The organism is Paucimonas lemoignei, assembly GCF_004342585.1.
GTDB classification, from domain to species: Bacteria; Pseudomonadota; Gammaproteobacteria; order Burkholderiales; family Burkholderiaceae_D; genus Paucimonas; species Paucimonas lemoignei.
Genome location: NZ_SLZQ01000003.1, coordinates 94,670 through 113,880, shown reverse-complemented (window position 1 = coordinate 113,880; position 19,211 = coordinate 94,670). Strand labels below are relative to the sequence as shown.

18 protein-coding genes are annotated in these 19,211 nt (G+C 59.6%); 13 read left to right on the top strand and 5 right to left on the bottom strand.

Annotated elements, in window-relative coordinates; all coding sequences use genetic code 11:
- Window positions 1-31 precede the first annotated feature (31 nt).
- A complete protein-coding gene (locus tag EDC30_RS05905; protein WP_132257882.1) occupies window positions 32-796 on the bottom strand; it encodes a helix-turn-helix transcriptional regulator in 765 nt (254 codons plus the stop codon).
- A gap of 435 nt (window positions 797-1,231) precedes the next feature.
- Here EDC30_RS05905 and EDC30_RS05900 point away from each other — a divergent pair, with 435 nt between their 5' ends.
- Window positions 1,232-2,533, top strand: a complete 1,302-nt coding sequence (locus EDC30_RS05900) for an extracellular catalytic domain type 1 short-chain-length polyhydroxyalkanoate depolymerase (RefSeq protein ID WP_207907219.1) — start codon at window positions 1,232-1,234, stop codon at window positions 2,531-2,533.
- Window positions 2,534-2,687: 154 nt separating this feature from the next.
- Here the strand turns inward: EDC30_RS05900 and EDC30_RS05895 are convergent, their stop codons facing one another.
- From EDC30_RS05895 to EDC30_RS05880, 4 genes are all read right to left on the bottom strand, one after another.
- Window positions 2,688-3,677, bottom strand: a complete 990-nt coding sequence (locus tag EDC30_RS05895) for a glycosyltransferase family 2 protein (RefSeq protein ID WP_165973742.1) — start codon at window positions 3,675-3,677, stop codon at window positions 2,688-2,690.
- Entirely contained in the window at window positions 3,674-6,214 is a 2,541-nt protein-coding gene (locus tag EDC30_RS05890; protein ID WP_165973741.1) for a 6-pyruvoyl-tetrahydropterin synthase-related protein, read from the bottom strand. The genes EDC30_RS05895 and EDC30_RS05890 overlap by 4 nt, the downstream gene beginning before the upstream one ends.
- A gap of 74 nt (window positions 6,215-6,288) precedes the next feature.
- Entirely contained in the window at window positions 6,289-7,095 is an 807-nt protein-coding gene (locus tag EDC30_RS05885; protein ID WP_165973740.1) for a hypothetical protein, read from the bottom strand.
- A gap of 96 nt (window positions 7,096-7,191) precedes the next feature.
- Window positions 7,192-7,584: a GtrA family protein gene (locus EDC30_RS05880; protein WP_132257877.1), complete on the bottom strand. Its 393-nt coding sequence runs from the start codon at window positions 7,582-7,584 to the stop codon at window positions 7,192-7,194.
- A 300-nt stretch (window positions 7,585-7,884) separates the two neighbouring features.
- On the opposite strand from EDC30_RS05880, the gene gspG reads away from it, so the two are divergent.
- The 12 genes from gspG to EDC30_RS05820 are packed head-to-tail and all read left to right on the top strand — an operon-like array spanning window position 7,885 to window position 19,211.
- Window positions 7,885-8,337 (top strand): type II secretion system major pseudopilin GspG, encoded by a 453-nt coding sequence (gspG, locus tag EDC30_RS05875; RefSeq protein WP_279389747.1) that lies wholly within the window; start codon window positions 7,885-7,887, stop codon window positions 8,335-8,337.
- A gap of 8 nt (window positions 8,338-8,345) precedes the next feature.
- The gene (gene gspH, locus EDC30_RS05870) at window positions 8,346-8,822 is read left to right on the top strand and encodes a type II secretion system minor pseudopilin GspH (RefSeq protein ID WP_132257875.1); all 477 of its coding nucleotides are present in this window, start codon (window positions 8,346-8,348) and stop codon (window positions 8,820-8,822) included.
- A 10-nt stretch (window positions 8,823-8,832) separates the two neighbouring features.
- Window positions 8,833-9,207: a type II secretion system minor pseudopilin GspI gene (gene gspI / locus EDC30_RS05865; RefSeq protein WP_132257874.1), complete on the top strand. Its 375-nt coding sequence runs from the start codon at window positions 8,833-8,835 to the stop codon at window positions 9,205-9,207.
- A 6-nt stretch (window positions 9,208-9,213) separates the two neighbouring features.
- Window positions 9,214-9,906 (top strand): PulJ/GspJ family protein, encoded by a 693-nt coding sequence (locus EDC30_RS05860; protein WP_132257873.1) that lies wholly within the window; start codon window positions 9,214-9,216, stop codon window positions 9,904-9,906.
- Complete coding sequence (gene gspK, locus EDC30_RS05855; RefSeq protein WP_132257872.1) at window positions 9,903-10,958, top strand: type II secretion system minor pseudopilin GspK; 1,056 nt, start codon at window positions 9,903-9,905, stop codon at window positions 10,956-10,958. The genes EDC30_RS05860 and gspK overlap by 4 nt, the downstream gene beginning before the upstream one ends.
- Before the next feature lie 18 nt (window positions 10,959-10,976).
- Complete coding sequence (gspL, locus tag EDC30_RS05850; protein WP_132257871.1) at window positions 10,977-12,236, top strand: type II secretion system protein GspL; 1,260 nt, start codon at window positions 10,977-10,979, stop codon at window positions 12,234-12,236.
- Window positions 12,233-12,742 carry a type II secretion system protein GspM gene (gene gspM, locus EDC30_RS05845; RefSeq protein ID WP_132257870.1) on the top strand — a complete coding sequence of 170 codons (510 nt, stop codon included), beginning with the start codon at window positions 12,233-12,235 and terminating at the stop codon, window positions 12,740-12,742. The genes gspL and gspM overlap by 4 nt, the downstream gene beginning before the upstream one ends.
- 35 nt (window positions 12,743-12,777) lie before the next feature.
- Window positions 12,778-13,539, top strand: coding sequence for a type II secretion system protein N (gene gspN / locus EDC30_RS05840; protein WP_132257869.1), 762 nt, complete (start codon window positions 12,778-12,780; stop codon window positions 13,537-13,539).
- Window positions 13,539-15,842, top strand: coding sequence for a type II secretion system secretin GspD (gene gspD, locus EDC30_RS05835; RefSeq protein WP_132257868.1), 2,304 nt, complete (start codon window positions 13,539-13,541; stop codon window positions 15,840-15,842). Before gspN ends, gspD begins: the two co-directional genes overlap by 1 nt.
- 15 nt (window positions 15,843-15,857) lie before the next feature.
- Window positions 15,858-17,294 carry a type II secretion system ATPase GspE gene (gene gspE, locus EDC30_RS05830; RefSeq protein WP_132257867.1) on the top strand — a complete coding sequence of 479 codons (1,437 nt, stop codon included), beginning with the start codon at window positions 15,858-15,860 and terminating at the stop codon, window positions 17,292-17,294.
- A gap of 8 nt (window positions 17,295-17,302) precedes the next feature.
- Window positions 17,303-18,523, top strand: coding sequence for a type II secretion system inner membrane protein GspF (gspF, locus tag EDC30_RS05825; RefSeq protein ID WP_132257866.1), 1,221 nt, complete (start codon window positions 17,303-17,305; stop codon window positions 18,521-18,523).
- A 25-nt stretch (window positions 18,524-18,548) separates the two neighbouring features.
- Window positions 18,549-19,211, top strand: a complete 663-nt coding sequence (locus tag EDC30_RS05820; RefSeq protein ID WP_132257865.1) for a type II secretion system protein N — start codon at window positions 18,549-18,551, stop codon at window positions 19,209-19,211.

Genomic DNA, 19,211 nt, shown 5'->3' with positions numbered 1-19,211 from the left:
ACGTCGCGTCGAGTCGCTTAAAGTCGCACTTCTAGAACAGCAAGCCCAGCAGCATCGCTTTGGCGACAGCCTGCGTGCGATTCCTCACCTGCAATTTCGAGAAAATCTGCTCGATGTGGTACTTCACATTCTTTTCCGTCATTTCGAGGATTTGCGCGATTTCCCAGTTGGTCTTGCCTTCGTTAATCCAGCGCAGGATCTGCTTCTGGCGATCGCTCAGCGCTTCATTCGGCGCCGTCAAATGGCTGAATTCCTGCACCGTTGTCAGGGCGCGCACCAATGCCAGATGCAGGTGCGGCGTGATCATCTTCATGATGAAGACTTCGCGCGGCCCAACTTCGCCGGGGATGCGCGAAAAGATGAAATACGACGACAGCGTGCGCTGCACATCGAGCACGCCATGGGCGACGGTATTGCGCAGCTGGTACTTGTTAAAAATCCGCACCCAGTCGGCAGGATATTGCGCATCGTCGCGCCCGCTCTGGAAAAACACCGGCTCCTGCTTTTCTCGCCAGCGCTGCATCAACGGGCTGTCAACCCGGCCTTCGGCACTGACCAGATCCTCAAAGTAAGCAGGGGGATAACTATGATGCAGCACCTTATGGGCGTAGCTGCCCTTAGGGCTGACGCCGCCTACGCCGCATACCATGACATCCTGGTGCAAGACGCTCTGCACTTCGTTGTTCAGTAGTGTCAGGAGAGCTTGCGAGTCGGCGACTGCGGTCGAGCGCACGATAATATTCATTAGCAGGCCGGGATCGACCCCCAATTCCGTCGCCTGCGCAAGCGCGTCCATCTCCGTTTCCAATGCCTGTCTCCGTTTCCGGCTTAAATTTTTTTATGACTCGCGCCATTTTTTAAAGGCTGCGCGCTCGTCTTTGCTGCGCTGCTCTTTGATCCTTTTAATGGGCTTTTTCGAATTTTATTCGGGCTATTTTGCTGCTTAGCAGCACATTTGGCGGCTGGCCAAATGGCCCGTTGTCTAGTCTTATACCGTTTACTATGATGAATTTATTGGCTTATCGCAATATTTTAATTGTCGTAAAGGCGAAACTTGTTGGCAAATGTTGCTAAGCCAAAAATCGAAGGATCACAGTACGCAGCCGGTTTTCAATCATAACCTCAATATCCGTGAGGTGAAAGATTGTGGCGGTATTGGCAACAAGATTTTACAAGAGCGAAAAGCCAACCCTTAAAAGTAGATCACATAAAAAATATTCAGGAGACATTTATGATGTCAAGTCAGACCACACAATCTTCGAAATTCTCGCTGTTCCTCAAGCGCGGGCTTCTCCTTGCGGCAGCACCCTTGCTGGCAATGAGCGCATCCTCGGCTCTCGCTGCGACCCAGGTAACCGGCTTCGGCTCGAACCCCGGCAATCTTCTGATGTACAAGCATGTGCCGTCCAGCATGCCGGCCAATGCGCCGCTGGTCATCGCCATGCATGGTTGCACCCAGAGCGCCTCTGCCTATGAAGCCACCGGCTGGACCCAGCTCGCCAACACCTACAAGTTCTATGTGGTGTATCCGGAACAGCAAAGCAGCAATAATCAGAACAAGTGCTTCAACTGGTTCGAGCCCGGCGACATCGCGCGCGGCCAGGGCGAAGCCCTGTCGATCAAGCAAATGGTCGACAAGATGAAGGCAGACCACTCGATCGATACGAATCGTGTGTATGTCACAGGCCTGTCGGCGGGCGGTTACATGGTCAACGTCATGTTGGCTACTTATCCCGACGTCTTTGCCGGCGGCGCGCCTTTTTCGGGCGGTCCGTACAAGTGCGCGACTTCGATGACCAATGCGTTCACCTGCATGAGCCCGGGCGTGGATAAAACTCCGGCTGCCTGGGGCGACCTGGCGCGCGGCGGCTACAGCGGCTATACCGGCCGTAAGCCGATCGTATCGATCTGGCACGGCGATGCTGACTATACCGTCAAGCAATCCAATCAGGTCGAAGAAGTGGAGCAGTGGACCAACTACCATGGCATCGACCAAACCGCAGACGTAAGCGACACGGTGGCCGGCTTCCCGCACAAGGTGTACAAGGATGCCAGCGGTAATGCGCTCGTGGAAACCTATACCATCACCGGCATGGGTCATGGCACTCCGGTTGATCCGGGCACCGGCTCCCTGCAATGCGGCACCGCTGGCGCCTATATCCTCGATGTGAATATCTGCTCGAGCTATTACGTTGCCAAGTTCTGGGGATTGATCGGCGGTAGCGGCACCACCACGACCACGTCGGCTGGCACCACTACGACTACGTCGGCAGGAACCACCACGACTAAGGCTTCAACCACGACCACCAAGGTTTCCACTACAACTACTGCATCCACCACGACGACAACTGCAGGCGCTTGCTACAACTCGAGCAACTACGCGCACGTGACGGCTGGTCGTGCTCATGACACCGGTGGCTATGCATATACCAACGGTTCGAACCAGAAGATGGGGCTGAACAACACCTTCTACACCAGCAAGCTGCGTAAGACCGGTACCAATTACTACGTCATCGACACTACTTGCCCGTAATAGGCAACATGGAGCGCGCTGTTGCGGCGCGCACCAAAGCAAAGCGGATCCAATGGATCCGCTTTTTTTATGCCAAGTTACCGGTGGTATGGGGCGACAACACTTTAAAAGTGGCCCGGCTATCTGTCTGCCACTCGATAAAGCTTTATGGTAGTTAAATAGTTTTGCTAGCCGTGATGTCGTGTTGAGTTGTGATAGCCGGCGCAGGCAAAATTTCACCGACCAGGAATTCGGGGCGGCCTTTGATTTCATCGAAGATCTGCGCCAGATACGCGCCCAGGATACCGATGCCAAGCAGGTTGGCGGAACCGAAGAACAGCACGACCACAGTCATCGATGTCCATCCCGACACGGCGACGTGCGTAAACCACGAGTAGACCGCCTGCAGTAATAGCAGGAAAGCAGCCAGCATGCCGAACAGGCCGAGACGGAACACGATCGACAGCGGCTTGGCGCTATAGGAAGTAATCGCCGTGACGGCTAGGCGCATCAGCTGCGCTGTGCTCCACTGGCTGCTGCCGGCGATCCGTGGCGCCACATCGAAGGCCAAGGGCACCGTGGTAAATCCCGTCCAAACGGTCATGCCGCGGAAGAAGCGAATCTTTTCCGGGAAAGCCAGCAGCGTATCGACCACGCGCCGGTCCAACAGCCGAAAATCGGAGGCGCCTTCGAGATCGAGCCCGGTAAGGGTATGCATCAAGCCATTGAACAAGCGGGCGTTGAGGCGCGCCAGCCAGCTGTCGGTATCGCGATTGGCTTTTTGCGCCGCCACGATTTGCGCTTTGCCGCTGCGCCACAGGTCGAGCATCTGCGGCAGCAGCGAAGGCGGGTGTTGGCCATCGGAATCCATGACCACGACGGCGCGCCCGCGCACCTGGCGCAGGCCGGCCAGAATCGCGGCTTCCTTGCCGAAATTGCGGGTGAAGCGCAAGCCATGCAGTTGCGGGTAACGCGCCAGTTCACCGCGCAGGCGCTCCCAGGTCGCATCGCGGCTGCCGTCATCCACTACCCAGACTTCATAACTGTCGCTGCACGTCGCCAGTACGCCAAACAATTGCGCGAGAAAGGCTGCTAAACCTTCTGCTTCGTTGAAGGCGGGGACGATAACGCTGAGTTCGGGTGTGGCAGGGATGGTCGAGTTCATTTGAGTTCGTCCAGCTTTTGAGTCCATTTGTTGTTCGGGTATTCCTCACGGAGTCGCTGCGCATAGGGCTTGATCGCTTCACGATTGCCATCTTCCCACTCAAGGAGAATATAGGTGTACATGGCTTCCGGCACCCAGAAGCCATGATAAGTGTCGATCAACTCGCGATAGCCGGCCTTGGCTTGCGTGCGTTTGCCGGCGAGTTCATTGGACTTGGCGTGCCAGAACAGCGCTTCTTCTTTCTTGGCGGGCGGCTTGCGCAAGACGAAGGCGCGCTGGAATTTCTCGCTTGCTTCGGCATAGCGGTTGGCATTCATCGCTTCCCATCCGGCCATATACACCCGTTCCGGCGAGTTGAGACCCAAATAAATTCCCGCCACGAGCAGCAGTAGCCAGCACGCAACCAACGGAATCCAGCCGCGCAGGCCGATTGGGGCGGAAACAGGAGCAGCCGGGCTGCCTGCCGCAACAGTCCTGCGCGCGCGCCAGAGCAGGAAAGCGGTCATCAAGAAGCCGATCGTCGTCGCAACCATGCCGAGCTTGCCGACCAGGGTATGACCATATTCCAGGCGGATCTGTTTTTCCTGCGGCACCACCAGCATGAAGCCCGGGCCGGCAATATGCATGCTGCCCTTTGTCGTGAGGTGCCAGCGCGGGTGATACGCCATCTTGATCAGATGCGGGCTGCCGACGGCATCAGTTTCAAACACGAGCTCATTGCGTGTCAAAGATATTTCGCGCACTGCCGGCGCGGCGCCCTGGTGCGGCTTGATCGCCAAATCCTTGCCATATACCGGCAGGTAGTTGTCGAAACGGCTGCGGGTGCGGAACCAGGCAAAGGCATCCTGCATCCATTCTTTTTGCGGCCGCAGCTGCAGTGGTTGGGTCACCACCTGTGCCATGCGGCTGTCGAAATTCTTCACGCGATACAGGGCAAACGGCGGCGCTTCCGCCGTCTTGGTGAAATGACCGCTATTTTCGATCGCGGTTTTGGCGCCGTCGCTGCGCAGCAGGATGGTGTCCGCATGCAGGAAATTCAAATGCCGCGCGGCGAATTCCGGGTCCAGGCTGCCGCTCGGGAAACGCACCAGCGGCGAAGAGGGTCGCGTCGAGATCTCCGACTGCACCTGGTAGATCGCCGGCCCCAGCACGGCGGATTCCATGTACAAGCCTTCCAGCACCGGGCGGTGGTTGAGGAACATGGGCAGCGCTTCCAGCGAACGGGTCGAGCCAAGATCGTTATTGTCCGGGTCATGCTCGAAAGCCAAGCGCGGGCTCCACAGGTTGCCGCTCATGGCAGGAAACAGGCGCGTCAGATTATGCCATTGCGGTTTGGCATCCAGTCCGGAGTGATTCCACAAGCCCCAGTCCGGCGCTTTCTGGATATTCGGGCCGAGCCAGCCCAGCATGCCAAGCGCGGCAGCGGTTGCCAGCAAAACGCGCGCGGAGACGAGCGTCACATCGGCGTTGCCAGTGCCGCTCAATGCGTACAGCGATTGACCCAGCAGCCAGCCGCAGGCAACCGCGCCAAACAGCCAGACCAGCGGAAAGAAGCGGATATCCGCAACGCCCAGCCGGTCGCCGGCGATGAACGCCACCGCAGCCAGGCCGGCGGCGCCGATGAAATAGCATAATGCGCGCCGCTGACCGCTTTCCCAGCCGCGCCGCACCCATGGCAGGACGACCAGTGCCAATCCGAGCGCACCACCGCCCAGCACCGGCCAGAGCGTCACCGGCAGCAAATCTTGCCATCCGCCGAGCGGAAAGGATGCATCGTTGGGAATGGTCAGGCTATGCATTTCCATCATCGGCCACAGCCAGCCGCCCAATAGCGCGAAAGCTAGCGCATGCCCTGCCATCAGCATGAAGAAGGTGCGCTTGAGACGCGCTGCCCGCTCGGGGCCGGCCGCGCCGCAATCGAGCAGCAGCAGGAAACTGGAAAAGCCCAGGATCAGCAGTGGAAAGCCATGCGAAAAACCGCTCGCCGCTTCCAGCAATGCCGCCAGCAGCCAGCCGCGCTGCAGCGTGACGGCGCGTGCCCATGCCATCATCGACAGCAGCGCAAACAGCATGCCGTAGCTGTAGGCGAATTCTCCGGCGAGCGTGGAGAGCAGGTTGCCGCCCCAGATCGAATTCTGTTCATGCACCAGGAAGGCCAATGCGCCCAGCGCGCCGAACATGGAAGCGAGCCAGGAGAATCCCAGCCAGCGCCGGCTGGCGGCGAAGACCGCGCCCGGCATCACCATGGCAGCCAGGAACGAGCCCCACTTGAAGGCGACCGCCAATCCCGTGAACTTGGACAGGCATGCCATGACAATGAAGGGCAGCGGAAAATAATAGGAAAGGAAGGGCATGCCGCCGAATACTTCCGGCATCCATGGCAGGATCTGGCCGGAAAACAGCAGGTCGTCGGCATACAGCTTGGCGTACAGCAGATGCGAGGCAGCGTCGCCGCCAGTCGGCCAATTTCCCGAATTGAGGAAGGCCACACCCAGCACCGAGGCAATCAAGCCTGCGCAAACCAAAGTAAACAACACATCGGCAATCCAGCCGATGTTCCTTAGCGATCGAGGAAATGGAACTGGTCGTGTCTTATTCATTTTTATTATGGTTAGATACTGTGTCGTTGGCGGGTGCCGGCCACGTGCCAGGCCAGCAGCGCCAGCCCGGCCAGCAGCGCGATCATGGCGGCGCTACGGAATCGGTCGCCCCGATCCAGCCAGGCAGTGCGTTGCTGACGCCCTGGCGCCCGGCCGGTCGGCACGACTTGCAGTCGCAAGCCCTGCGGCGTTTCGTGCAGCAGGAATGCGGTCGGCAAGCCTTTGCCCAAATCCAGGTTTTGCTCCTTGCTATCCTTTCCCCACTGGATGCGCAAGGCATCGGGTTGTGGCTGAGGCGTCGTCAAGCTGTCGGTCAGGGCGGCGATGCCTTCTTCCTGCGCCCATACCAGCCAGCTAACTTTGTGTTCGGGATTCTTGGGCGGAGCAATCCGCAGTTTGCCATGCTCGTAACCCGCGTCCAGGATCAAATCGCTGCCGGCTGGTTGCGGCTGGTTGAAAAAGGAAATCTGGCCAAAGCTGGCGCCAGCCTGGTCGAAGAACCGCACCATCACCGGGCGCAAGGTCTCGAGAGACGCCGGCGAAGGCGGCGCAGGTTGCTCGGTCCATACCATTTCCGCCTGGGCTTGCGGCCTGAATTCCACGGGGGTTGGACTGCCTGCCGCTGGCGGCAGCACTTCCCAGTGGCCATTATCCAGCAGGCGCATCACGACGGGATCGAATGCCGGGCTATCGCCCTGATTGCTGAGTAACAGCCGATTGCCGTTGATCGTCAGATTAAAGGAGATATTGCCCGCATGAGCAGGCAATGCCAGGATAAAAACCGGCAGCAAAAGCAGGCAAAACCAGCCGCGTGGCATTCGAAGAAATGGCCTCATGCTTGTTCGGATGAATGGTTGACATTTTGGACATGAAGGGGCCTGCCATGATAGCAGCTAGTGCAGGACTGGATTTGTCTATTTTCCATCGGCGACGTGGAAAGTCCAGAAGCGATTCGCCAAAAAGCTCCATACCATCACTAAGCCAGTAGTGATTACCTGGGCGAGCAGGTAATACAGATGTAGCAGGTCAACGCCGATCCACATGAATAAGGTATTGAGCAGCAAGCCGATAACGGCGACGACAGCGAACTTTGTCACGCTTTCGACGTGCCGCTTGTTGCTGCGAAAGGTGAAACGATAATTCAGGCTGTAATTGATCCACGCGCCCAGCAAGGCGCCCGCAGCCGACGCCGGCACGGCGTCAATCCTGGCAACCTGCACCAGCAGGATCAGCAGACCATAGTGACCAATCGCGGAGACGCAGCCCACACCGAAAAAGCGCACAAATTGTCGGAACAGATCGGTCATGTCAGCTCGTTTTCATGAAACTTCCATAATAAGTAAAGGGGTTGGACATGTCGAATTGATATTATTTTGCCGGTAAACTGATGGCAATCTGATGCCAACGACACTGCTCGCAAACCCGAATAGTAGCCGCTGGGGCACTTTTTGGGAATTTTTGAGTCTTAGAGTATCGTGTTTTAAATCAATCTTTCTCCAGATCAGGTTTTACCCTGCACGTGGATAGTGTAAGAATTGCTACTTCGGCCTTATACTTCCAATCTCTTTTTGTTCCTTTTATAAAAGTGAATCCGTATGGCAAATGCTTTGACTGTTTTTAAACAGCGTGCCGCGTCGCGTCGCCGCTCCCTTGGTTTTACGTTGATCGAAATCATGGTTGTTGTCGTGATCATGGGTATTCTGGCGGCGCTGGTTGTGCCCAAGCTGATGGGACGGACGGACGATGCACGCATCATCGCGGCTCGTCAGGATATTTCCACCATCATGCAAGGCCTGAAGTTGTACAAGCTGGACAACCTGCGGTATCCGACCACTGAGCAAGGCTTGCAGGCATTGATCGCAAAGCCGACTGCCGGCCCCGAGCCACGTGGCTGGAAGCAGGGCGGTTACCTCGAACGTCTGCCGAATGATCCGTGGGGACATCCGTACCAGTATCTCTCGCCAGGCATGCACGGCGAGGTCGACGTGTTTTCCTTTGGCGCGGACGGTCAGCCGGGCGGCACTGGCCCTGATGCCGACATCGGCTCCTGGGAACTGTAAGGATATCAATGAAGCACATTCGCCAGCGCGGTTTCACGCTGCTGGAATTGCTGGTGGTGCTGGTCATTGTCGGCATCATGCTGGGCTTTGTCACGTTGAATGCCCTGCCCAGCGGCCGGCAGGCATTGCAGAATGAAGCCCAGCGTATCGCCCTGTTATTGCAGCTGGCGCGTGACGAGGCGATTGTGCGCAATCGCCCGGTCGCCTTCGAAGTGGACCAGTACCGCTATCGATTCTGGATACTGGATGAAAACAATGTCTGGCAAGCGATGGATAGGGATGACATGTTGCGCGAGCGGGAATTTCAAAGGGCTCCGGTCAGTCTGGCCATCGATCCTCCCATGATGGGGCAGAACAACGACAATACGCTGCGCATCGTCTTTGGCCGTGAACCGGTCGATAAACCATTCATTCTGAGCATGTCGGTCGGCGACGCCACGGTATCGATCCGTGCCGATGGCATCGGCAACTTCACGGTGGATTAGCATGCCTGGTATGCGCAGATACTCCTCAAGAGGTTTTACCCTGCTAGAAGTGCTGGTGGCGCTGGTCATCGTCGGTACCGCGCTGGGGGCAAGCCTGCGCGCAGTCGGCAGCCTGACTCAGAACAGCAATGGCTTGCGCGCCTCCATGATGGCGACCTGGTCGGCGGAAAACCGCCTGTCGCAAATCCGCCTGGCGCGCGAATGGCCGGCTTTGGGCAAGCGTACCTTCGAGTGCCCGCAGGGGGATCTGCCGCTGCTATGCGAGGAGGAAGTCTTGCCGACACCGAATGCCAATTTCCGCCGGGTGGAAGTCGGCGTCTTCGACGCCCAGAATCCGCAGCGGCGCATCATCAAACTGTCGCAGATTGTGCCCAATAACGGCTAGATAAACATGCATACATCTTCGTCACGCCGATCTTCTCGCGTTACGCCCGCAGCGCGTAACCGGCGTGGCTTTACCCTGGTGGAATTGCTGGTTGCCATTACCGTGCTCGCCATCGTCGCGGTGCTCGGCTGGCGCGGACTCGACGGCATCATTCGTGCGCGGATTGCCCTGACTAGCGAAATGGAACAGACTCGGGGCATGCAATTGGCATTCGCGCAGATGCAGCGGGATTGCACCCAGTTGGTCGAACTGGATGCAATTCCAGGCCGCGTGCCGATCGTGGTCGAGCCCGATCGCATCGTCCTTGTGCGCAAGGTGTTCGCCGAGAATCAGCCTTCACGCATACAACTGGTCGCCTATAGCTTGCAAAACGGTGTGTTGACGCGTCGCGAATCGCTGCCCACGCGTGACCTGAATGCACTGGACACCTTGTGGCTATCCGTCACCAGCAATACCGGCGGCGCTCCCGGCGTGGCGCTGGAGTCGGGCGTGTCGCAAATGTCGGTGCGCACCTGGATGAATGATGGCGCCGGCTGGCGCACTCCTGGCGTGGATGCCGTTGCCGGCTCCAACCCGGCCTCGAACGCAAGTTCGGTTTCCTCTACCTCGCTGACCGTGCCGACCGGGATCGAAGTGTCGATCCGCATGAATGACCGGCCAGGCGCGCTGGTGAAAACTTTTCTGCTGGGGCCGGTATGAGAAGGGGTACTCGCGCATTTGACCGGCAGCGCGGCGTCGCGGTGGTGACGGCGCTACTGCTGACGACCCTGGCCATCACGATCGTCGCCAGCCTGTTCTGGCAGCAGCAGGTGCAGGTGCGCTCGATCGAAAACCAGCGCCTGCAGCTGCAAAAGCAGTGGATCCTTCGCGGTGCGCTCGATTGGTCGGCGCTGATCCTGCGTGCCGATGTCTCTACCTCCGGTGCCGATCATCTGGGCGAGCCATGGGCGGTACCCCTGGCCGAGACGCGCCTGGATCAGTATGTCGAAAACGGCCAGGCGGATTCCGATGCCGGTGAAGCGATCCTGTCGGGCAGCATCATTGATGCCCAGTCCCGCTTCAATCTGACCAACATGGCGACCGGCGGACAAATCAACCTGGCTGAAGTGGCGGTGTTTCGCAATCTGCTTGGTGAATTGCGCTTGAACCCTGGCCTGGCGCTGCCGGCCGCGCAGGCTATCGCCGCCGCGCAGCCAAAGATTGTGCAGCCTAACGCGACAACTCCCGATGGCAGCGCCAGCACCAGCAGCACGGTGTCCACGACCACCACCACGACAGTCATGATCAATCCCGGCATGAGCGGTGATGACCAGGCGCGGCCGCTGCGAATCGAGTACGTCGACGACTTGTTGGCGGTGCAGGGCTTTACGCCGGAGATCGTCAACAAGCTCAAGGACTACGTGGTGGTGTTGCCGCGCTCGACAAAAATCAATGTCAATACCGCATCCCGTGAAGTTCTCGCTGCAAAGATGCAAACTATTGATACACTGTCGGCATCAGACGCGCCGACGTTGATCGCTAGCCGTGACCAGGCATATTTAAGAGACAAATGCGAGATTGGCACGCGGCTGGCCAGAACCAACCTGGATTGCGACATCTTTGACTTCAAGACCGAATACTTTCTGGTCAACGGCAAGGTCCGCATGAATCGCGCGGGACTGGAAGTGCAGGCATTGATGCAGCGCGGTGGCATTGATAATCCCGTGGGAGCGGCGCGAATGCCACAAGTGATCTGGATTCGGGAAAATTAAAAGAATAGCGAGAACGCCTTGAGTACACTGTATATTCGATTGCCTTCGAAGGCCGCGGTGGAGGCAGCGCCGCCGGAGGCTGCGCCCGAGTGCCGCTTTGCGCTGGCGACCGATGGCGGCGCCGTCGAGCGCGAAAGTAGCGCCACGCTCGACCAGCTGGAAAAAACCATCAGCGCGGCCCAGAAGGTCGTCCTGCTGCTGGCCGCCAGTGATGTCAACCTGCTGCAGGTCCAGGTGCCGCCGATGCCGGCGTCCAAGCTGAAGGCTGCATTGCCCAATCTGGTGGAAGACCAGTTGATGACCGATCCGGCTGATTGCGTGCTGGCGGCCGGCCCTTCGATCGAAGGCAAGCGCACAGTGGCCGTGGTGAGCCGCGCATGGCTCGAACGGAACGTGCAGCGCATGCTGTCGCTGGGCGCACGCAGCGTTGCCGCGCTACCCATGCAGTTGTGCCTGCCCTACCAGCCCGATACCGTATCGGCTGCATTCACGGAATCGAATACCAGCCTGGACGTCGATCTGGCGTTGCGCATGAGCGACGTGGATGGCGTCGGCCTGGCATTGCTGCCCGCGCAGCCTGAAGCGGCGGCGCGCGAAGCCCTGGAATCCTTGGCGGCACTGGCGCCGCATCAGGCCATCGCGCTGTTTGTGCCGCAAGATCGCATTCCCGCCTACCAGGCAGCGGCGCAGGAAATGAATCAGGAAGAGCGCATCGCGCTGTTCGCGGATAACTGGCCGCGCTGGATTACCGAAGCCAAGGCATCGCCTTTCAATCTGGCGGCAGGATTGGGCGCGGCCGGCGGTCCCGGCCTGCAACTGCAAGCCTGGCGCTGGCCGTTGATCCTGGCGGGCCTAGTCCTGCTGATCAATATCGTTGGAATGAATGTCGAGTGGCTGCGCCTGCGGCGGGAAGCCAATGATCTGCGTGCCGGCATGGCGCAGACATTCAAGTCCGTCTATCCGAAGGAACCGCTGACCAGCGATCCGGTGCTGCAAATGCGCCGCAATATCTCGACGGCCAAACAGCGTGCGGGGCAACCCGCGCCGGATGACTTCCTGGTGCTGTCGTCGGCATTCGGCGATGCCTGGCAGGCGGCTACGCAAGGCCGTCCCGGTGCCGGCATTGCTTCGCTCGACTACAGTGACCGAGCCCTGCAAGTGACGCTGAAGGATGGTGCCGGCGCGCCCATCGAACAAGTGCGCTCCATGCTGCAATCGCGCAATCTGACCGTCACCCAGAAAAACGACAAGGTCTGGCAAATCAGGAGTGGCAAATGAGTCCAGCCGTTGAAAATTACCGTCAGAAGTTTTCGGATTTCTGGAATGCGCGCAACGAACGCGAGCGCAAACAATTACTGCTGATGGCGGTCGTCATCGTGCTGGCGCTGATCTACATACTGTTGATCGAGCCGGCATACGTCGGGCGGCAGCAGTTGCAGAAGAATCTGCCCACCATGCGCCAGCAAGCCGTCGAACTGCAAGCCATGTCGGCGCAAGCCTCGGCGCTGTCCCGTGAAACGCCGCCACCGCCTCCCCCCATGACCAGGGAAGCCATCGATGCCGCGCTGAATCGTGCTGGGCTGAAGGCTCAGAACGTGGCGATGGCAGGGACCGACATTGCCAAAGTTCAGCTTACCTCCGTATCCTTTGCCGGTATGGTTGCCTGGCTCGATGAAATGCAAAAAACTTCCCGGGTAACCGTTACCGAAGCGAATATTACTGCGCAGGCGCAAATCGATACGGTGAATGCAAATCTGACTTTGCAGCAACAAAAGAGCGAATAGTGGTGACTAAAAGCAAAGGCACAGTAAATCGCCTCATGCTATGGTTACTGGCAGGCATTGTCAGCATTGCCATTACGATCCTGGTTTTTCTGCCGGCGGCGTGGATGGCGACACTGCTGGAGCGCCAGACTGGCGGACGTTTTACCTTGGGGGATGCACAGGGCACATTGTGGCGCGGTTCCGCATTCGTTGGCGCGGCACCAAGCGGACGTGACCCGGTATCGCCATTGCTGCCGGGGCGTTTCAGCTGGACGTTGTCGCCGGCGATATTGATCGGCAAGACAAACATGACGCTGGAAAATCCGGCTGTCCTGTCGAAGCCGATGAGTGTCACCGGCAGCTGGCGAACATGGGAAATCAGCAGCGGCGAAATGGATTTGCCGGCCGAGCGCCTGGCGACCCTGGGAGCGCCGCTGAATACGATACAGCCGTCGGGACGCTTGCGACTGATGTGGTCGCCCTTGCTGCTGACGCACACGGGGCAAGCCGTTGCCCTGCAAGGCAGGATGATGCTGGAAATGCAGGATATGTCGTCGCGCCTGTCGCCGATCAAGCCCCTGGGGGCGTATGCGATGGCGTTCGACTGGGAGGGGCAACAGGCGCAGGTGGCATTGAAGACATTAAGGGGACCGATGCTGCTGTCCGGGTCAGGCATGCTGATCAACGGCCGGCTGCAGTTTTCGGGGAGGGCGGAAGCCGAAGCAGGGCAGGAGGAACGGCTGGGTAACCTGCTGAACCTGCTGGGGCCACGCCGCAGGGAAGGTAATAAAAACGTAACCAGGCTCGAGTTCAAATAATGAAAATCAAACCAAGCAAGACTTTCCAGGCAGGCAAGAATCTGTGCCGCAGCGGCGTGGTCGCTGCTCTCATGTGTGCCCTGGCGCTGCCGCCGGCATACGCACAGCAGCAGGAGCCTGCCAAGGGAGAAGCCGTACTGAATTTCGTTGGCGCGGATATCGAATCGGTGGTCAAGGCCGTGGGGCACTATACCAACATGACCTTCCTGATCGACCCGCGCGTCAAGGGCACGATCAGCCTGATCTCCGAGCGCCCGGTCTCGAAGTCGGAAGCCTTCAGCCTGCTGTCCTCGGCATTGCGCCTGCAGGGTTATACCGTGGTGATCGGCGATGGATTTGCCAAGGTGGTGCCGGAAGCGGATGCCAAGCTGCAAGCCGGTCCGATCCAGGCCGGTGCGGCGACGCGTGCGCGCGGCGACCAGATCGCTACCCAGATCTTCCGCCTGAATTACGAATCGGCCGCCAACCTGGTGACCGTGCTGCGGCCGCTCATTTCGCCGAACAACACGATCAATGCCAATCCCGGCAATAACTCGCTGGTGATTACGGACTATGCCGATAACCTCAAGCGCATGGGCAAGATCATCGCCGCGCTCGACAGCCCGGCTTCGGGCGACATGGATGTCGTTCCGGTTCGCCATGCGATTGCCAGCGACATCGCGACGATGGTCAACCGCCTGATGGAGCCGAGCGCCGGCGCTCCCGGTGGGGCCGACCGCATCAGCCTGCTTGCGGATTCCCGTACCAATTCGGTCATCGTGCGCGCGCCTTCGGCGGCGCGTGCCAACCTGGCCAAGTCGCTTATCGCCAAACTCGACCAGCCCACTTCCAATCCAGGTAACGTGCACGTCGTGTACCTGAAAAACGCCGACGCCACCAAGCTGGCGCAAACGCTGCGCGCCGTGGTATCGGCAGATGCCTCATCGCTGAATACCAACCAGCAGGGCTCGGGACTTTCCCAATCGCAGCAGGGCGCCTTTGGACAGCAAGGTGGATTGGGACAGCAGGGAAGCACCGGCACCACATCGGGCGCAGGCTTGCAATCAGGCCCGCTGGGCAGCGGTTCGAGTACCCAGCAAGCCGGGCTCCAGTCGGGGTCGGGCTCCGCCGGCTTCATCCAGGCCGACCCCTCGACCAATACGCTGATCATTACCGCCAGCGAAGCGGTTTATCGCAACTTGCGCGCCGTGATCGACAAGCTCGATGCCCGCCGCGCCCAGGTGTATGTGGAATCGCTGATTGTCGAAGTCAATGCCGATAATGCCGGTGATTTCGGCGTGCAATGGTTGGGACTGTCGGGGGATTCCGATAGCCGCTACCGTGTCGGCGGCGTCAGTGCGCTCAATCAGGGCGGCACCAATATCGTCAATCTGGCAACCTCCTTGGCTAACCTGGGTTCGGCCGAGGCAGGTGTCCCCAGTATTGCACCTGGCCTGTCGCTCGGCCTGTTCCGCCAAATTAATGGCCAGCTCGGACTTGGTGCCGTGCTGCATGCGCTGCGAAGCGTGTCCGATACCAATATCCTGTCCACGCCTAACCTGCTGACTCTGGATAACGAAGAAGCTCGCATCATCGTCGGCCAGAACGTGCCTTTCATTACCGGCCAGTACACGACCGCCGCATCGGGCGGAGCTGCCGGCGTGAACCCGTTCCAGACGGTCGAGCGCAGGGATATCGGTTTGTCATTGCGGGTCAAGCCGCAGGTTTCCGAAGGCGGGACCATCAAGCTGGGTATTTATCAGGAATCGTCGGATATCGATAGTTCGGTTTCCAGCACCGCCGGCATCATTACGACGAAACGTTCCATCGAAACCAATGTCTTAGTTGATGATGGTCAAATTATCGTCCTAGGCGGCTTAATTTCGGACACGACCCGGGATGGCACCGACAAGGTTCCCGGCCTGGGCGATATTCCCATCATTGGCAATCTTTTCAAAGCCCAGTCGCGGCAGCGCACGAAGCGCAACCTGATGGTGTTCCTGCGGCCGGTGATCATTCGCACCGCCGAGCAAAACGCCAGTGTAGTGGCCGATCGTTACGATTACATTCGCGGCGCACAGATGACCGCCACGCCGAGACAGTCCCTGGTCCTGCCCAACACCGGCGGACCAATGCTGCCGCCTCTGGAAAACGGCCGCCCAGTTGGCGGCACGATGTTGCAGCAAGCCTTGCCGCTGCAGCCGGCCGCCGTCAATGGCACCCAGCCGGCCAGCGTGCCGGCGGGGAGCATGCCACCGTCCAGCGTTCAGCCGTCCACCCAGACGGTGCCGCAGCCGGCGGCAGTGCCGGAACCGGGCAAATGAGTTATTGGAATCAATATGGAAAACGCAACAATCGAATCCCGCCTGCTGCCGTATGCCTATGCGCGCGACTTTGCCGTGCTGGCGCAGCGTGGCGGTGATGGTGCACCGGTAGAGGTCTGGGTCTCGGATGCGACCCAGCCTGCTGCCATCGCCGAGGTCAGCCGCCGTTTCGGCCGTATCCGCCTGAAGTCGATGGACCGGGAAGAGCTGGAGGCAGCGATCGCGCAGGCCTATGCGGGCTCCGGCGGTGACGCCGCCCAGGTCATCGATGAGTACGAATCGGATATGGATCTGGCCAAGCTGATGCGCGACATGCCGGCGGTCGAGGATTTGCTGGAGTCCGCCGACGACGCGCCGGTAATCCGCATGATCAATGCGCTACTCACGCAAGCCTTGCGCGAAGGCGCTTCGGATATTCACATCGAGCCGTTCGAACAGGTATCCGTCGTGCGCTTCCGCATCGATGGCGCCTTGCGCGACATCGTGCGGCCGAAGAAGGCGATCCATGCTTCGCTGATTTCGCGTATCAAGATCATGGCGCAACTCGATATTGCCGAAAAGCGCTTGCCGCAAGATGGCCGCATTACCTTGCGCATCGGCGGCAAGCCCGTCGACGTGCGTGTTTCGACCCTGCCTACCGGTCACGGCGAGCGCGCCGTGCTGCGTCTTCTGGACAAGGAAGCCGGCCGGCTCGATCTGAGCCATCTGGGCATGAGCGAATCGGTATTGCCCGAGTTCGACCGCCTGATTTCGCAGCCGCACGGCATCGTGCTGGTGACTGGCCCGACAGGTTCCGGCAAGACCACCACGCTGTATGCCGCGCTGTCGCGCCTCAATGCCTCGACCACCAATATCCTGACTGTCGAAGACCCGATCGAATATGAGCTGGCCGGCGTCGGTCAAACCCAGGTCAACGCGAAAATCGACATGACTTTCGCCAAGGCCCTGCGCGCGATCCTGCGCCAGGATCCGGACGTCATCATGATCGGTGAGATCCGCGACCTGGAAACCGCGCAGATCGCGGTGCAGGCATCGCTGACCGGCCACCTGGTGCTGGCAACGCTGCATACCAACGATTCGGCTGCAGCCGTTACCCGTTTGCTGGACATGGGCATCGAACCGTTCCTGCTGTCGTCTTCGCTCCTGGGCGTGGTGGCGCAGCGTCTGGTGCGCAAGCTCTGTCCGGAATGCCGCCGTTACGATGGCAAGACCTGGCACGCGGTCGGTTGCGACCACTGCGGCCATACCGGTTATCAGGGGCGTGTCGGCGTGTATGAGCTGTTGCAGACCAATGACGAGATTGCCGCGCTAATCCATAACCAGGCCTCTGAAGCCGATATCCGCGCTACTGCGCAGAAGTATGGCATGCGTACCATGCGCGAGGATGGCGAGCGCTGGCTGGCCGAGGGTGTGACGACCGAGGCCGAACTCTTGCGTGTTACTAAAGAATAGGTGGCGTCTTGCCAGCATTCCGATATGAAGCCGTCGATGCCGGCGGCAGTACCAAAAAAGGCGTACTGAATGCCGACAGCGCCCGTGCTGCGCGTGCCGATTTGCGCTCGCAGAGCATGGTGCCGATCAAGGTCGAGGCAATCGCTGCCCAGGTTGACGCGGCGGGCCAGACACGCTCGCGCGGCTTCGGCGACAAGCTCTCGACGGTCGAGATTGCATTATTTACGCGCCAGCTTGCCAGCTTGCTGGAGGCGGGCTTGCCGCTGGAGCAATCGTTTACCGCCTTGCTGGAGCAAGCCGAACGCACTTATGTGCGCGACCTAATCGCGTCGATCCGCTCGGAGGTGATGGCAGGCTCGTCGCTTTCCGATGCGCTTTCCCAGCATCCGCGCGACTTTCCGGATATTTACCGCGCCCTGGTCGCTTCCGGCGAGCAGATCGGTCAACTGTCACGCGTGCTGTCGCGGCTGGCCGATTACATCGAGCGGCGCAATTCGCTGGTGCAGAAAGTTCGCTTGGCATTTACCTATCCGGCGATTGTCACGATCGTCGCCTTCGCCATCGTCATTTTCCTGCTCACCTATGTGGTGCCGCAGATCGTTTCGGTGTTTGCCAATACCAAGCAGAAGCTGCCGTTCCTGACCGTGATGATGCTGGCGATTTCGGACTTCGTGCGCAACTACGGCTGGATCGTTGCGGTCGTCATCATTGTCGCCTGGCTTATCTGGCGCCGCATGCTGAAGAATCCATCGGTCAAGCGGCGCTGGCATACCTGGCTGCTGGACGCGCCCCTGTACGGCAAGTTCGAGCGCAGTCTGAATACCTCTCGCTTTGCCAGCACGCTGGCGATCACCACCGGTTCCGGCGTGCCGATTTTGCGCGCCTTGCAGACGAGCCGTGATACGCTTTCCAATGTCGCCATGCGCGAACAGGTGGAAGAGGCAACCAATAGCGTGCGTGAAGGCGTGAGCCTGGCGCGCGCGCTGTCGGCGCACCAGCATTTCCCGCCGATGCTGATTCACATGATTCGTGCCGGCGAAGTGACCGGTGAGCTGCCGACCATGCTGGAGCGTGCTTCCAATGCCCAGGAGCAGGATCTGGAGCGCCGCGCGCTGACGATTGCCGGCTTGCTGGAACCGGTGCTGATTCTGGCAATGGGTGCGGTGGTGCTGCTGATCGTGCTGGCAGTGCTCATGCCTATCATCGAGATCAACCAGTTGGTGCGCTAGCCCAGAAAATAATAAAAGGAATCGAATGAAGCAGTTGCCTCTCGTTGCCAGTTTCATCCTGTTCATCGCTCTGTGCGCTTCGGTGGCGTACTGGGGGCTGCAGTTATTCAAGCCCGCCGAGCGACCGGTGGCGCCGCCGCCGGCAACGGCACAAGCGGAGGTAAGGGTGGACGCCGCCGCTTCCCTGTTCGGCGGCCGGCCTGCGGCAGTGGCCGTGGCCAGCAACTATGAATTGAAGGGCGTGCTGATGTCGGGTACGGCGCGCGAAAGTGCGGTGATTTTGTCAGCCGATGGCAAACCGGCAGTAGCTATCCCGGTAGGTAAGGAAATCATGCCGGGCGTGGTCCTCAAGGAAGTGCATCCCATGTATGTGGTGCTGACGGAAAATGGCGTGCCCAAGCGGGTGGAATTGCCGGAAAGTGCCAGAGGCCAGTCTGACATGCTGATTACGGCGCCGGTACCGACGAGCCCTGGTCCGTCGCCAGCGCAGCCTACAGAACTGGGCAATCAGTCGCCACAGCCAGGGGCGATTACCAGCCCTACTTCGGCCTTGAAACCAATCCCGGGCTATGCCGGCGCACCGCCGAGCATGCAGTCCGGGCAGGCTGCGCCGGGTACGCCGCCCAGTCCCACCCCGCCTTCCGACATGGGAGGGCCGGGCGGACAAGTGCGTGCGCCAAGCCGCTGA

Bases quoted from the DNA above. Each gene is read 5' to 3' on its own strand.
- gspN (WP_132257869.1), top strand. From the start codon at position 12,778: ATGCTATGGTTACTGGCAGGCATTGTCAGCATTGCCATTACGATCCTG.
- gspD (WP_132257868.1), top strand. From the start codon at position 13,539: ATGAAAATCAAACCAAGCAAGACTTTCCAGGCAGGCAAGAATCTGTGC.
- gspM (WP_132257870.1), top strand. From the start codon at position 12,233: ATGAGTCCAGCCGTTGAAAATTACCGTCAGAAGTTTTCGGATTTCTGG.
- gspH (WP_132257875.1), top strand. From the start codon at position 8,346: ATGAAGCACATTCGCCAGCGCGGTTTCACGCTGCTGGAATTGCTGGTG.
- EDC30_RS05905 (WP_132257882.1), bottom strand. From the start codon at position 796: ATGGACGCGCTTGCGCAGGCGACGGAATTGGGGGTCGATCCCGGCCTG.
- gspK (WP_132257872.1), top strand. From the start codon at position 9,903: ATGAGAAGGGGTACTCGCGCATTTGACCGGCAGCGCGGCGTCGCGGTG.
- EDC30_RS05895 (WP_165973742.1), bottom strand. From the start codon at position 3,677: ATGAACTCGACCATCCCTGCCACACCCGAACTCAGCGTTATCGTCCCC.
- EDC30_RS05880 (WP_132257877.1), bottom strand. From the start codon at position 7,584: ATGACCGATCTGTTCCGACAATTTGTGCGCTTTTTCGGTGTGGGCTGC.
- gspI (WP_132257874.1), top strand. From the start codon at position 8,833: ATGCGCAGATACTCCTCAAGAGGTTTTACCCTGCTAGAAGTGCTGGTG.
- EDC30_RS05885 (WP_165973740.1), bottom strand. From the start codon at position 7,095: ATGCCACGCGGCTGGTTTTGCCTGCTTTTGCTGCCGGTTTTTATCCTG.
- gspE (WP_132257867.1), top strand. From the start codon at position 15,858: ATGGAAAACGCAACAATCGAATCCCGCCTGCTGCCGTATGCCTATGCG.
- EDC30_RS05900 (WP_207907219.1), top strand. From the start codon at position 1,232: ATGATGTCAAGTCAGACCACACAATCTTCGAAATTCTCGCTGTTCCTC.
- EDC30_RS05820 (WP_132257865.1), top strand. From the start codon at position 18,549: ATGAAGCAGTTGCCTCTCGTTGCCAGTTTCATCCTGTTCATCGCTCTG.
- EDC30_RS05860 (WP_132257873.1), top strand. From the start codon at position 9,214: ATGCATACATCTTCGTCACGCCGATCTTCTCGCGTTACGCCCGCAGCG.